A 13,277-nucleotide genomic window follows, 5' to 3' on the forward strand; every position below is an offset into this window, starting at 1 on the left:
GGCCGGGTATCTGCTTTTGATATCCCGGCCTTTTTCTTACCGCTTAACGTGCATTACGGCTTTTTCACCACAACGCCTGCCGCGGGCTTTAATTTGGCCCTGGCCTTTGCGCGCTGCACGCAGATCGCGCCCACAACCACCACGATCGCCGCACCGACAGCGGCGCCGAGGTAATGCCATTCAGGCAGCGTCGGCCAGTACTTCACAAGGAAACCGTCGCTTGTGAACATGCCGCCCGCGATCCACCCGAGAAGACCGCCGCCGAACCACACAATCACCGGGAAGCGGTCAATCAGGCGCAGAATCACCTGGCTGCCGAACACAATAAAGGGCACGGAAACCACAAGGCCGAAGATCACGAGCAGTGTCTGATGGTCTTCATGCGCCTGCTGCGCAGCGCCCGCGATGGCGATCACGTTATCCAGACTCATCACAAAGTCCGCAACGATGATGGTCTTGATCGCACCGAGGAGCTTGGAAGATCCGGCAATGTTTTCATGCGAATCCTCAGGCTCAGGCAGCACAAGCTTCACGCCGATCCACAACAAAAGCGCCCCGCCCACAACTTTCAGGAACGGCAGATCCAGCAGCAGCACGGCAAACGTGATGAGAATCACGCGCAGGATGATGGCGCCGGCGGTACCCCAGAAAACGCCCTTAAAGCGCTGTTCGTGCGGCAGGTTGCGGCACGCAAGCGCAATCACGACGGCGTTGTCGCCGCCTAGAAGAATATCAATCATGATGATCTGGCCCACCGCACCCCAGTGCAGGTTGACCAGAAGATCCCAAAGCCACTCCACTTTTTACGCCCCCAAAACTGTCTCAAAAAATAAGCGGTGCATTATGGCACCGCTGCATGACAATAAATTTACAAAACCGATGCAAGAAGCTCACCGATAGCGGCCGGATCCCGCGTGGTACGGATGCCGCAGGCGTTCATCACCGAGAGTTTCTCTTCGGCCGTGCCGCGCCCCGCGGCGATGATGGCGCCGGCGTGCCCCATACGACGCCCTTCCGGAGCCGTCAGTCCCGCGATAAAGCCCACCACGGGTTTAACCATATTGTCCCGGGCCCAGCGCGCGGCAATTTCTTCGTCTTCGCCCCCGATCTCACCGATCATCACCACGGCGTCCGTATCGGGATCTTCGTTAAAGAGCTTCAAAACGTCAATATGCTTTAGTCCGTTCACAGGATCCCCGCCGATACCGACGGCAGTGGACTGCCCGAGCCCCAGGGCCGTCAACTGCGCCACCGCTTCGTAGGTAAGGGTGCCGGAGCGCGAGACCACGCCGATGCGGCCCTTCCTGCAGATGTGTCCCGGCATGATGCCGATCTTCATCTCATCAGGCGTAATGATCCCGGGGCAGTTGGGTCCCAGAAGCAGCGTACGGCTTCCCATGTCGCGCATGGTATTTTTCACGCGCAGCATATCCATCACGGGGATGCCCTCGGTGATGCAGACCACAAAACGCAGTTCCGCCTTCACCGCTTCAAGAATTGCGTCCGCGGCAAACGCGGGCGGCACGTAGATGACGGACGCGTCCGCGCCGGTTGCCTCTTTGGCTTCCGCCACCGTCGCATAAATCGGAATATCGTCAAAAAGCTGTCCGGCCTTACGGGGATTGACGCCAGCGACAAAGTTGGCGGCATTGGCGTATTCCCGGCAGGCTCTCGTATGAAAAGCTGCCGTCTTGCCGGTAATGCCCTGGGTGATGACGCGCGTGGCGCCGTTAACCAAAATACTCATGACGCCTCCGAACTGTTGACGGGTTTGCCGGCCGCACAGGCAACGGCTTTTTCCGCGGCCTCGGCCATGGTGACCGCCGTAATCACGGGCAGGCCGCTTTCGGCGAGAATTCTGCAGCCGAGCTCTTCATTGGTGCCGTGCATGCGCACCACCAGCGGGACCTTAAGCTGCACCGCGCGGCAGGCTTCGGTCACCCCTTGGGCAATCGTGTCGCAGTGCATGATGCCCCCGAAGATATTCACGAGAACCGCTTTTACCTTCGGATTGGCCAGCATCAGCTCAAACGCGGTTTTGACGCGCTCGGCATCGGCGCTCCCCCCGACGTCAAGAAAATTCGCGGGCTCGCCGCCGTAAAGCTTGATGGAGTCCATGGTGGCCATCGCAAGCCCCGCACCGTTCACCATACAGGCAATGTTGCCGTCAAGGTTCACAAAGCTCAGATGACTTTCCTGGGCCTTCACTTCGGTCGGGTCTTCCTGTGTGACGTCACGCAACGCTGCAATGTCCGGATGCCGGAAAAGCGCGTTGTCGTCAAAAATCATCTTGGCGTCCAAGGCGCAGACCGTGCCGTCAGCCAGGACCGCCAGCGGATTGATTTCAATGAGTGAGGCGTCCTTGTCTTCAAAAAGCCGGCACAGTCCCTCAAAGTACGCGGCAGCGAGTTCGGCCGTCTTGCCTTCAAGCCCCACCGCGCGGGCAACTTCAAGAAATGCGCCGGGCTCAGCGCCCTTTACAGGGTCAATAAGAAGGCGCTTGACGGCATCAGGGGCCTTCTGCGCCACCTCTTCAATATCCATACCGCCCGAAGCGCAGGCAATGAGGCAGAGCTTTTGCGCGGCTCTGTCAACCAAAACCGAGGCATAAAGCTCACGGGCAATCTCTGCGCCCGACTCAATGTAAAGCCGGGAGACCGTCTGACCTTCGGGGCCGGTCTGTTTGGTGACAAGGCATTTACCGAGCATGCCGGCCGCCAGTGTTTCCACTTCGTCCGCGGAGTGCGCGATTTTGACGCCGCCCGCTTTGCCGCGGCCGCCCGCATGAATCTGCGCCTTGACGGCATAAACGGGACCGGCAAGACGCTCTGCGGCTTCTTTAGCCTGGGCTGCACTGAAGGCAGGAAGTCCGGCGAGCACCGCAAGGTCCGCGGCCTTCAGAAGCTCTTTTGCCTGATATTCGTGAATTTTCATTTTGCGGTGTCGGCCGCTCAGGCCGCATCAGTCAAATCGAAACGGGGGGGGGGGGGTTAATTGGGCAGACTTTCCGCGCCCAGTGCCTCAGCAATCAGACTTAGAAATTCCCTTCCGGCCGCGGCCTTTAGGAAAAATCATCCTCGTCGGCGCTGCTGCCGGCTTCCGAGAGAATTTTGGAAATCACGTCAAAGGAAAAGCCGCGGGCCGCCAGAAACCGGATCTGCCGTGCTTTTTCCTTGTAGTCGGCAGGCGCCTCGCCGAACTTACGCTGCCAGACAGCGCGCGCCCTGTCGATTTCGGGTTCGGTCTGCTCCATGGCGGCTGTGATTGCGTCGGCATCCACCCCCTGCTGCCGCAGCTCCTGCGCCACACGGCGGTTGCCGTAGCGCATGCTTCTTACGCGTACCCGCCCCTCAGCGTAACGTTCGTCGGAGAGGTAGCCCTTTGCCTGCAGATCGTCCAAAACCGCAATCACGTCGTCTGCGGTCTCCCCTTCTGTGAGGGTACGCATGAGCTTACGGTAAAGCTCCAGCCGGCTGTACTCACGTCTGGAGAGGGCATCAATGCCCCGCATCATGAGCGAGCGGGGCTTTTTCTCACGTCCGGGCAACTTCGCTTACTCGTAAAGTTCTGCCGGATCAATCACGGTTTCGGCAACCGGATCGACGGTCTTGGCCTTAGCAGGGACCGGGTCCTTCGCTTCCGCCTTCTTGGTGGGCTTGTCGGCCTTAGCGGCCTCAGCTTCGACGGCCGGAGCGGGCTTGGCGTCCAGAGACACCGTCTTATTCTTCATGCCCTTTAACGCACGGATCTTGTTTTCAATCTCAAGGGCCATCTCCGGATGTTCCTTAAGGTAGTTGCGGGCGTTGTCCTTACCCTGACCGATACGGGTGCCTTCGTAGCTGTACCAGGCGCCGCTCTTATCGACGACGTTAAGGTCCGAACCGATGTCAAGGAGTTCGCCTTCGTAGGAGATGCCTTCCCCGTAAAGGATGTCAAAACCGGCTTCCTTAAAGGGAGGCGCCACCTTATTTTTCACAACCTTCACGCGGGTTTCGGAACCGTAGACTTCTTCGCCCTTTTTCAGCGCGTTCTTGCGGCGGATATCGATACGCACGGAGCTGTAGAACTTCAGGGCATTGCCGCCCGTCGTGACTTCGGGGCTGCCGTAAGTGACGCCGATCTTCATACGGATCTGGTTAATGAAGATCACAAGGGTCTTTGTCTTCGTGATCGAAGCGGTGAGCTTACGCAGAGCCTGACTCATCAGACGGGCCTGCAGGCCGGGAAGCGCTTCACCCATATCGCCTTCGATTTCGCTTCTCGGCGTTAAAGCCGCCACCGAGTCAATGACGATGAGGTCAACGGAACCCGAACGCACGAGCGCATCTGTGATTTCCAGTGCTTGTTCACCGGTATCGGGCTGCGACATGTAAAGCTCATCAAGATTCACTCCGAGCTTGGCGGCGTACTGCGCGTCAAGCGCATGTTCGGCATCGATAAAGGCGCAGGTGCCGCCGATTTTCTGCATCTCGGCAATGACGTGCAGCGTAAGCGTCGTCTTACCGGAACTTTCAGGCCCGTAGATTTCAACCACACGGCCGCGGGGAAGTCCGCCCACGCCGAGCGCGATATCAAGACCCAAGGAGCCCGTACTCACCACATCAACGTCTTCGACCTTTTCAGTGCCGGACATACGCATGATGGAGCCCTTGCCGAACTCCTTTTCAATGAAGGAGACGGCGGCGGCCAGCGCCTTCTTGCGTTCTTCCTTGTCGCTGATGCGCTCAACCTTCGGCAGTTCCTTGTCCTTTTTCTTGTCAGCAGCCATGATGCAACTCTTTTCTCTGAAAATATATAATAGAAATAAACTATTTTGCAGTTTTCCACTCCGAAAGCAGCTGAATCAGAAGATCATCAATTGCTACTTTTAGAATATTCAGATTGTTTATTCCTTTATTTAAAAGGGATCAGAACAAACATCCGTCATCTGCTTAATCGGAATCTTGCCTGAAGAAAATGAGAAAAGCGAGAAAATCCGAGTCATTTTTGTTAGAGTTAACCCTAAACATTGAGACACTGTTAACAAAAATTTGAAAAATTCTCTCTATTGATCCTCTGCTCCGGGCGCTCTTTCCCGCAAAAAAATTTGACAAGAGAAAAAAACTCGTGTTTAATTCGCGTCCTCGGTTGATTGTTCCTCTGCGAACTGGACAGATCGCCAGGTTCTGGGGGTCGTTAGCTCAGTCGGTAGAGCAGCGGACTTTTAATCCGTTGGTCGTGAGTTCGAATCTCGCACGACCCACCAACAATTAATCGATCGGGAGCGTAGCTCAGTTGGTAGAGCAGCGGACTCTTAATCCGTCGGTCCAGAGTTCGAGTCTCTGCGCTCCCACCACAATTCAGAAAGCCTGACAATCTCACGGTTGTCAGGCTTTCGTCTTTTCCGCCCCTTCTCCCCGACAAAGAAAACGTCCCGCCAGACGCAAAAAAACCGGCAAAACACAGTGCGCGTCCTGCCGGTTCGGTTCGTTTCGCTTCGCTTCAAAGAGAAGCGTCAGCTTTCTTCCTCGTCGTCATCGTCGTTTCCCTCGTCCCTGCGCCCGAACATACGCACGCAGAGAAGCCCCACTTCAAAGAGAACAACAAGAGGAATCGCAAGCAGCAGCTGCGAGAGCACATCGGGCGGCGTAAAGATCGCCGCCAGCACGAAAGCGCCCACAATGATGAAGGGCCGGGCTTTAACGAGCTTTTCATAGGAAGCCACGCCCACGCGGTTTAACACCACCACAAGTATCGGCACTTCAAAGGTAATGCCGAAAGCAAAAAACATCGTGAGCACGAAGCTGAAGTAGCTGTCAATGTCAGGCGCAAAGTTCACGGAATCCGGCGAAAACCCGGCAATGAACTTAAAGACCATCCCGAAGACGATGAAGTAGCAGTAGGCCATGCCGACGGCAAACATCACAACGCTTGAGATAATCACCGGCAGCGCCAGGCGCTTTTCCCTGCGGTAAAGCGCAGGCGCAATATAGGCCCAGAGCTGATAGAGCACATAAGGCAGAGCCACCACAAAGGCCGCAAAAAGCGTGACCTTTAAGGGCACCATAAAGGGCGCCACAACGCCCGTGGCAAGAAGTTTTACGCCCTGCGGCAGCGCCACCATCAGAGGTCTCGACAGGTAGTCAAAGATCTGCTTCATGAAGGGCGACATGCACGCAAAGACGATCAGAATCGAAATCGCCGCCTTGACGATGCGGTTTCTCAGTTCAATGAGGTGCGAGACAAGCGGCTGCTCGTTGGCCGGATCGTCCGGCGCCTCAAGCTGTTCAGGTTCGTTTTTGATGTCAGCCATAGTGCTCAGTCATCAACGGTAAATACGGACCCGGTTGGAACGGGCACGGGACGCAAAACGGCGGTTGTTGCCGCCCAACTGAGGTGAGCGGTCGCCGAGCTCAGCCTTGAGTTTTTCGATCTGCTCGGCGAGTTCGTCAATGCTCGGCCCCGCCTTATAGCGCTTCTCAAAGACGTGCGAGGTGTCGTTGGCGGACGGATCTTCCCCGTACCAGCTGTAAAAGTCATCCGTGGCACTGGCCGTATTGTCAACGGCCGGCACTTCCTTGTACTTGGGCTCAGGATCGCTTTCAACGGCACCCGTCGTGTTTTCGGTGAGTTCCTTATAGCTGTCGGCAACGTCCTTGGCGGAAGCGTTGATGTCGTTTTCCACGCCCTTGACGTCATTTTCAAGTTGCTTGACTTCCGACTGCAGGCTGTCGGTTTCACCCTTAATGGTCTTGGTGAGGTTGTCTGCGGCGCTTTTGGCTTCTTCCTGAATCTTTTTGAGTTCAGCCAGTTCGGCCTCGCGCTCAATATCACCTTTGACCTGCGCCACCATGCGCTGCGCCTTGCCGATCCACTCGCCGGCGGTGCGCGCCACGACGGGCAGTTTTTCCGGGCCGAGCACGACAAGCGCCACAGCGCCGATCACGACAAGCTCTGAAAAACCGAAATCAAACATTTGGATGTTTCCGTAGGCTTACAAACACGCGAAAAAGGGGATGCCTGCCGAAAAACACGTTCCGGCAGCATCCCGCTTACATCAGTATCAGACCGAAGAAAGAATCAAGCGTCTTTCTTTTCGGTGGCCTTGCCTTCGACCACGTCGGCAGCGGCGGTCTTGGCGGCTTCGGTCTTTTCTTCAGCGACCTGCTTGGGGGCTTCGGCGGTCTTTGCCGCAGCGCCCTTGTCGCCTTCGTTCATGCCTTCCTTAAAGCCCTTGATGGCGCCGCCCAGGTCCTTACCCATGTTCTTGAGCTTGCCGGTACCGAAAACGAGCACAACAATCGCCAGAACGATGAGCCAGTGCCAGATAGAAAGGGAACCCATTTTTTTACTCCTTGGCTTTAAGCCGCTGAATCGATTTACTTATCCCAGGGCTGAGGTCCGCCCAAGACATGAATATGCAGGTGAGGAACTTCCTGACCGCCGTCGCGGCCGGTGTTGATCACCGTTCTGAAACCGTTTTTGCAGCCGGCCTTTTTTGCAAGAACCGGCACAAGATTGATCATTTTACCCAACAATGCCGCATCTTCGGGAGCGGCGTCGGCCAAAGACTGAATGTGCTTTTTGGGAATGATCAGAAAATGCACGGGGGCCTTGGGGTGAATGTCATTGAAGGCGACGACGTCATCGTCTTCGTAAATCTTGCCGGCGGGAATATCGCCGCGTGAAATTTTGCAGAAAATACAGTCATCGAGCTGATGCATGCTTTCTCTCCCGGGTTATTTCTCAACAGTAGTTTGTGTCTGGTTTCTGCGGCGCTTTTCCTCAAGGCCGCTTAGACCCTCGCGGCGGTGAAGTTCCGCGAGAACCGTCTCAGGCCGCAGCCCGTAGTGCGAAAGCATCACGAGTGTGTGAAACCACAGGTCGGCCGTCTCGTAAATGATGTCTTTGGGGCTCTTATCCTTAGCCGCCATCACCACTTCGCAGGACTCCTCCCCGATCTTTTTCAAAATGCCGTCAGGCGCCTTGGAAAAAAGCTTGGCCACATAGCTCTTATCGGGATCGGCTCCCTTGCGGCTCTCAATCACATCGGCAATTTCCGTGAGCGTACGGCTCACATCAAAGTCCGGCGGTTCAATACGTACCTGATCGTGTTCCGACATAAAAACAAAAGTTCCTTACGCAAAGGATTCGTTGTCCGAGAAGGATACCAGCAAAGATTACGTGCGGCATTATCCCGAAGGCGGTATGCGCGCCGTCCTGAATACTCTGACGAGGGTTTCAGCCTTGGTTCGAAATACCCAGATTCCTCTGTACAAGCATTTGATTTATCAGGGCTATCAGAAAATTCAAAAGCAGAGAAACTCGGCTTCCCCGATGCCAAAAATCAGAACTATCCGTCTGCTTTCCCTTCCGGACAGCAGTGCTTAGTCTGAATTTTGCATGAGCGCTGAAAAAACAGCGCTCTTTTCATGGGTTAAATTCTGATTTTAATAAAGAAAAAAGGTCTTTTTGTTAATGTTTTTCTACCACAAAAAACAAAACAAAAGACCTTTTCATGAATTCTACTCAAACAGCAACAACTGATGGGTTCGGCCGCAGCGTGCAGATCACCAACGGGCGGTTTGTCGCCACCATGATGACGGGCCTGCTGCCCGTCGCCGATATGGTCTCCCGGATTCAGCTTTTGGCCCCCTTTGAGCAGGCGTTGGAGCAGACACACAAGCCGAAAGACCGCAGTCTGTATTCCGCCGGAGCCATGTTTCGGCAGCGTGTTTTCGCACATATCTGCGGATTTGAGGATTTGGCTGACCACGACGTCATCACAGAAGACGAAGGCTTTCTTTCCGCACTCGGGGTTAATGATGCTGCAGGCAGCTCAACTCTCTGCAGATTTGAAAACTCAATAACCCGACACGATCTTGATCGCCTCAACTGCTGTTTTTGGACGCACTGCTTCGGGCCAACCGAAAGCATCGCATCTTTTCCAGGGCCGGGGCCAGGAAGACTCCGGTACTCACCACGACCGGCATGGCTCACCGCGCCATCGGTGAACTCGTTAATTACAAAGCTAAGTCCTGGAAGCAGGAACGTCGGCTCATCGCCCGACGACAGCATGACGCTCGTACCAACCAAATGGATCTGCGCCTGATTCAGACCAACATCAAACATGTCAAAAAAGGGGGAAGACGGCTGGTACGGAAAGTATTCCGAGTACGGCGCTGCCAAGCTGTATGAAGACCTTTACTGCGGTCGGGCGGCTGACTGCGAACTCAATATCGCAGATTTTAAAACGGATTGCTTTGGCGGCAGAGCTAGTTCAACGCGCTTCTGCACCAACGGCTACCGCATGATATTGGGCATGGTGACATTGCTGGTGCTCAAGTTGGCCCGGCACTATCTCTTTGGTGTTGTGAAGGAAAGCGCGAAAAAAGCTGTACGTGTTTCCATTGCCCGGCTCAGAGCCACTGTCATCCTGGTGACTGCTAAATGGAGCTCAATGATAAACACCGTCCGACTGACGCTGCCCTCTGTTTTGCCGGGAGCCCGCGAGCTGGGAGCGCTTTTCAAGATACCGATACTCTGACGCCTGAGCGTCCCCGACTCACAAAGCGTGCCATCGGGGGTTGGGGGGGGGCAATGCACCCAAAATCGGGCTCCGCGTGAATTTTTGCCATGATGTCCCCAGAATTTTCTCGATTTTTGATCTTGCACCAGCCTGCTTTTCTGAAAAATCAAGCTGGTGCAAAATGCAGGCTAGTGCTCCGGGAGATCAGGGGGAGGGCGCGCGCTCGATGCGGCGCCCTGCCGCAAGCATCAGCCCGCGCTCTTTTCGGGCTTGGGAATGATGGTGCCGGCCACAAGGCCGCGCACGGTGCCGATGGCCGCGGCGAGCCACACGAGCATCAGGAGCCCAAAGAACGCCTGCGCGAGATGGCTCAAAAGCAGGAGGTTGGCGAGGTTGCTCAGGCGCACGGCGAGCACCGTCAGGGCGCCCACCGGGAAGACGAAGGCCCACCACGACAGCGCAAAGGGCAGTTCGCCGCGCACGTAGTTGCGCACGGTCATGGCGATGCACAGCAGCAGCCACCAGATCGAGGCGCCCATGAAGCCCGTCGAGACAAGGATGCCGTAGGTGAGGGCGCCCTCATTGCCGATGGCGTGCAGCAGCGAGAGGAGGCTCAGCGGAATGACCCCCAGAGGCGCCAGATGCACCCAGAGCGTGGGGGTCATCTTGCCGGTGATGCCCGGGCGCAGGAAGTGTCGCAGCATCGACATGGCGAGCAGCCCGATGTACATGAAGCAGCCCGCACCCAGGCCGAGCATGTTGATGCCGAAGTAGACCTCGCGCATCAGGCCCTCGGCGTGGGCCGCCAAGCCTGCGCCCGCCACCGGAATCACCACCAGGCCCACGGCCGGGATGAAGTGCGCGGGCGTGACCATCTCGAGCTTGAGCTTGTCGAGCGTGAAGAGCCGAAAGAGGATGATGTAGCTCGCAAGGAACGTCCCCGCGGTGCCCGTCCACCACAGCGCGCCCACGCAGACAGGGTCGATGCCGCGAATGCTCCACTGGCCCGCCATCACCAGCATAGCGATGGGGAAGGTGGCGTAAAAGCTCCCTTCGACGGGGTGCGACATCGTCTCAAACACGCGCCGCGGGAACATGAGGATGCGCGCCAGGCCCGCCAGGCCCAGCACGACCATCATGACGATGGCCAGATAGTGCAAAACGTCGGCAACGATCTGCCAGGGGGTGCCGGCAAAAAGAAGCCATGCGGCCAGACTGGCCACCGAGGTGCCCATGACGGAGGCAAACCAGCCCGGCGCCATGGTTTGGATGAAGTGCTTCATGATGAACGTGATGTTTCAATGAATGAGAGAAATCGAAGTGACGGGCGGCGCGGCTTGCCTCAAGCCGGCTGCTCTTCTTTTTCAAGCAGTTCGTCCCTGCCATCACCGCGCCAGTCCATGACGCCCTCGCGGATCACCAGCAGCTCCCGGCCGTACTCGGCAAAGACGCGCGCCGCGCGCTGCGCAAGAAAGCAGTAGGAGCCCCGGCAGTAGGCCGCGCACAGCTTGTCGGCGGGCAGATCCGGGAGCATGCGCTCGATGCATTCAAGCGGCATGCTCTTGGCGTTGGGCAGATGCCCCGCGTCGAACTCCTCGCGCGGGCGCACGTCGATGAGCACCAGATCACCCGCGTCGGCAAGCTTTAAGGCCGACTCGAGATCCACGCCCGCGTCCTCCCGCGCCTGGGGCTCCTCGTGCTCGCCGCCTTGCGCGTTGCTCGCCGCGGCGACTTCTGTGACGCGCGCCGTCTGCTGCAGGACCACCACCAGATGCAACACCTCAGTCGAGGAGATGGCATACTGGCGGAAGCGCCCGAAGCGGCGCACCGACACAAGGCCCGCCTGCAGCAGCACCTTCAGATGCGCGCTCACGTTCTTGTAGTCGATCTGCAGAAGGTCCGTGAGCGTCTCGACCGTGCGCGGGCACTGCGCGAGAAACTCCAGAATCTCCAGGCGCACGGGCTGGCTGCACGCCTTGCCCACGCGGGCGACCTGCTCGTACAGGGCGCGCTTGTGCTCGCGGGGGTCTTCAGGCAGAGGGTACACAAGAGGTGAATCGGTCTGCGGCATGGGTGAACGGGTCCGGGGAAAAGAGAAAAACGTGCTTTGCTGATATTCTAATAAATTTTAGAATGAAGTGAAACCCCCGGTTGAACCCGAATTTCAAGGCAAAAAAGGGGCCCGTCTCCACCCAAACTCCCGGCCTGCTAGATCAGATCCGGCTTGACCTTTGTCAACACGCTGATTAATAAAGTTTTTTGCCTTTGAAAATCCTGCATTTTTCGGTCGCCCGGAATGCAGGATTTTTATTTTTGCTATAATAGATCATACTTTAATTAATTTGATCTATCACGCCGCGAATCACAGATAAAGACGGGAAGCTCTGGTCGTTAATGTCCTACAAATCTGGTATCGGCCGCGTTTACATCCGCGCCTATCGCAATGACTGGGATCGTCAGAAGAAGCGCTCATTTCCGGAGGCGCGCATGCAGGTCGGTCCCTTGCAGCCCGACGGCATGGTCAGGCTCTCAGCAGAGTTTCGGGAGCACTTTCCCGCTTACGCTGAGGGTGATTGGTTCTGGTCGGATCATGAGCTTGTCAGCGAGGAGCAGTTCAGAGAGGAGTTCCCGACAACCCCTCAGCCCAAAGACATCAGCTGGAGCGATGAAACGATCCGCGTGGGTCTGACTTTTGCGGCCTGGACGACTGCTCAGAGAATGGGAATCCTCGAAGATTTGACGAGGATTTTTGGCAGAGAGGGATGGGCTGCTGGGCCATTCGCACCAATGCCATTGACGATCCCTTTGAGACCAACAGCATCTATCGTCAGCGCGACATTATTGAAAAGGGCTTCAACCAACTCAAGAACGAGGTGGATGGCTCAAGGCTGGAGGCCACGGAAAGCGCCTACAGAGGCAAGCTCTTCATCTACACGCTGGCTCAGTCCTTGCGCATGAACATGCTGGTGACGGCGCGCGAGGCGCAGAGGGCTAATAAAGACCTCAAAGTACCCGAGGAGTCCTTGAGCAAGCTCATCGGTCAGTTGGGGAGTATTCAGGCCCGAAAGCACCGCTCGACAGATACGTTTGTAACGGGAGCGGTGGCGAAGAAGCGCCGGGACCTGCTCGCGCTTCTTCGCATTGAAAAACTCCCGAAGTACTTCGATCGTTTTTGATCTAGTGCTCCGGGAGTTCAGGTCTTAACGACAGGAACCAAAGAATATCTGCCGGCAAGAAAAAAGCCGCAAACCTTTCATTTTCGAGGCTTTGCGGCTTGATACGGCAGTTTCCTGAAAAACTGCGGTATTTTGAATTGGTGGCGCATCACGGATTCGAACCGCGGACACAAGGATTATGATTCCTCTGCTCTAACCGACTGAGCTAATGCGCCGTCAGCGAAACGCTGAGCTGTGCATTATGAAGAAGCCTTCGGATTTTGTCAAATGCAGCGTAAACCGAAGATTTCCTCATTTAGCCGCTGTCTCTGACGCACGCTGCGAGCAGAATCCCTTTAAAAGATCCCACACCCCGTAAAGACGCATCAGCGAAACCATTTTCGCCGGAACGTTTAAGACCTGCGGCGTGCCGCCCTTAGCCTGCACGGCACGCACCCAGGAAAGCGTGAGCGCCACGGCCGAGGAATCGGCTTCGGCTACAGCGGCAAAGTCCAGCACGGTTTCGCCCCCGGCAGCAGCCTGCATCAGCGTCTCTTTAAGCGCCCGGGCATTGCCGCGCGTCACCTTATCCGCGGTGATTTTCATACACGTTC

Annotated in this window: 16 protein-coding genes and 3 tRNA genes; 5 read left to right on the forward strand and 14 right to left on the reverse strand. The window is 56.5% G+C overall.

The annotated features are described in order from the left end of the window. Nucleotides 1–53: 53 nt before the first annotated feature. From BQ7486_RS02495 to recA, 5 genes are all read right to left on the reverse strand, one after another. Nucleotides 54–740 carry a TerC family protein gene (locus tag BQ7486_RS02495; RefSeq protein ID WP_235836718.1) on the reverse strand — a complete coding sequence of 229 codons (687 nt, stop codon included), beginning with the start codon at nt 738–740 and terminating at the stop codon, nt 54–56. Between the two features lie 128 nt (nt 741–868). After that, nucleotides 869–1,747 (reverse strand): succinate--CoA ligase subunit alpha, encoded by an 879-nt coding sequence (gene sucD / locus BQ7486_RS02500; protein ID WP_074008849.1) that lies wholly within the window; start codon nt 1,745–1,747, stop codon nt 869–871. Further along, complete coding sequence (gene sucC / locus BQ7486_RS02505) at nt 1,744–2,934, reverse strand: ADP-forming succinate--CoA ligase subunit beta (RefSeq protein ID WP_074008850.1); 1,191 nt, start codon at nt 2,932–2,934, stop codon at nt 1,744–1,746. Before sucC ends, sucD begins: the two co-directional genes overlap by 4 nt. Before the next feature lie 127 nt (nt 2,935–3,061). Next, the gene (recX, locus tag BQ7486_RS11580) at nt 3,062–3,547 is read right to left on the reverse strand and encodes a recombination regulator RecX (RefSeq protein WP_235836713.1); all 486 of its coding nucleotides are present in this window, start codon (nt 3,545–3,547) and stop codon (nt 3,062–3,064) included. Nucleotides 3,548–3,553: 6 nt separating this feature from the next. After that, a complete protein-coding gene (gene recA, locus BQ7486_RS02515; RefSeq protein ID WP_143183009.1) occupies nt 3,554–4,768 on the reverse strand; it encodes a recombinase RecA in 1,215 nt (404 codons plus the stop codon). A 401-nt stretch (nt 4,769–5,169) separates the two neighbouring features. On the opposite strand from recA, the gene BQ7486_RS02520 reads away from it, so the two are divergent. Together BQ7486_RS02520 and BQ7486_RS02525 are read left to right on the forward strand one after the other, a co-directional pair. Continuing rightward, a tRNA-Lys gene (locus tag BQ7486_RS02520) sits at nt 5,170–5,245 on the forward strand. 14 nt (nt 5,246–5,259) lie between these two features. Next, nucleotides 5,260–5,335 (forward strand) — tRNA-Lys (locus tag BQ7486_RS02525). A 159-nt stretch (nt 5,336–5,494) separates the two neighbouring features. On the opposite strand, the gene tatC is transcribed toward BQ7486_RS02525, so the two are convergent. The 5 genes from tatC to BQ7486_RS02550 form a co-directional block, all read right to left on the reverse strand. Continuing rightward, the gene (gene tatC / locus BQ7486_RS02530; protein WP_022373018.1) at nt 5,495–6,292 is read right to left on the reverse strand and encodes a twin-arginine translocase subunit TatC; all 798 of its coding nucleotides are present in this window, start codon (nt 6,290–6,292) and stop codon (nt 5,495–5,497) included. A gap of 12 nt (nt 6,293–6,304) precedes the next feature. Beyond that, on the reverse strand, nt 6,305–6,955 hold the full coding sequence (gene tatB / locus BQ7486_RS02535) for a Sec-independent protein translocase protein TatB (RefSeq protein ID WP_022373019.1): 651 nt from the start codon (nt 6,953–6,955) through the stop codon (nt 6,305–6,307). A 104-nt stretch (nt 6,956–7,059) separates the two neighbouring features. Beyond that, nucleotides 7,060–7,323, reverse strand: coding sequence for a Sec-independent protein translocase subunit TatA (gene tatA / locus BQ7486_RS02540; RefSeq protein WP_022373020.1), 264 nt, complete (start codon nt 7,321–7,323; stop codon nt 7,060–7,062). Between the two features lie 35 nt (nt 7,324–7,358). Next, nucleotides 7,359–7,703: a histidine triad nucleotide-binding protein gene (locus tag BQ7486_RS02545; RefSeq protein ID WP_022373021.1), complete on the reverse strand. Its 345-nt coding sequence runs from the start codon at nt 7,701–7,703 to the stop codon at nt 7,359–7,361. Between the two features lie 15 nt (nt 7,704–7,718). Next, nucleotides 7,719–8,102 carry a phosphoribosyl-ATP diphosphatase gene (locus BQ7486_RS02550; protein ID WP_022373022.1) on the reverse strand — a complete coding sequence of 128 codons (384 nt, stop codon included), beginning with the start codon at nt 8,100–8,102 and terminating at the stop codon, nt 7,719–7,721. Nucleotides 8,103–8,497: 395 nt separating this feature from the next. Here BQ7486_RS02550 and BQ7486_RS02555 point away from each other — a divergent pair, with 395 nt between their 5' ends. Both BQ7486_RS02555 and BQ7486_RS02560 read left to right on the forward strand, forming a co-directional pair. After that, on the forward strand, nt 8,498–9,091 hold the full coding sequence (locus BQ7486_RS02555) for a transposase (RefSeq protein ID WP_074008851.1): 594 nt from the start codon (nt 8,498–8,500) through the stop codon (nt 9,089–9,091). An 18-nt stretch (nt 9,092–9,109) separates the two neighbouring features. Beyond that, complete coding sequence (locus tag BQ7486_RS02560; RefSeq protein ID WP_074008852.1) at nt 9,110–9,526, forward strand: transposase; 417 nt, start codon at nt 9,110–9,112, stop codon at nt 9,524–9,526. Nucleotides 9,527–9,756: 230 nt separating this feature from the next. Here BQ7486_RS02560 and BQ7486_RS02565 read toward each other — a convergent pair whose 3' ends face one another. Next, nucleotides 9,757–10,791 carry an SLAC1 family transporter gene (locus BQ7486_RS02565; RefSeq protein WP_074008853.1) on the reverse strand — a complete coding sequence of 345 codons (1,035 nt, stop codon included), beginning with the start codon at nt 10,789–10,791 and terminating at the stop codon, nt 9,757–9,759. A 59-nt stretch (nt 10,792–10,850) separates the two neighbouring features. Continuing rightward, nucleotides 10,851–11,579 carry an ArsR/SmtB family transcription factor gene (locus BQ7486_RS02570; protein WP_084765586.1) on the reverse strand — a complete coding sequence of 243 codons (729 nt, stop codon included), beginning with the start codon at nt 11,577–11,579 and terminating at the stop codon, nt 10,851–10,853. Between the two features lie 691 nt (nt 11,580–12,270). Between BQ7486_RS02570 and BQ7486_RS02575 the strand changes: the two genes are divergently transcribed. Continuing rightward, nucleotides 12,271–12,684 carry a hypothetical protein gene (locus BQ7486_RS02575; RefSeq protein WP_074008854.1) on the forward strand — a complete coding sequence of 138 codons (414 nt, stop codon included), beginning with the start codon at nt 12,271–12,273 and terminating at the stop codon, nt 12,682–12,684. A gap of 138 nt (nt 12,685–12,822) precedes the next feature. Here BQ7486_RS02575 and BQ7486_RS02580 read toward each other — a convergent pair. Beyond that, a tRNA-Met gene (locus BQ7486_RS02580) sits at nt 12,823–12,899 on the reverse strand. A gap of 76 nt (nt 12,900–12,975) precedes the next feature. Continuing rightward, complete coding sequence (locus tag BQ7486_RS02585) at nt 12,976–13,269, reverse strand: STAS domain-containing protein (RefSeq protein ID WP_022372780.1); 294 nt, start codon at nt 13,267–13,269, stop codon at nt 12,976–12,978. Nucleotides 13,270–13,277 lie beyond the last annotated feature (8 nt).

The sequence above is a fragment of the Duodenibacillus massiliensis genome (assembly GCF_900128485.1).
Classification (GTDB): domain Bacteria; phylum Pseudomonadota; class Gammaproteobacteria; order Burkholderiales; family Burkholderiaceae_F; genus Duodenibacillus; species Duodenibacillus massiliensis.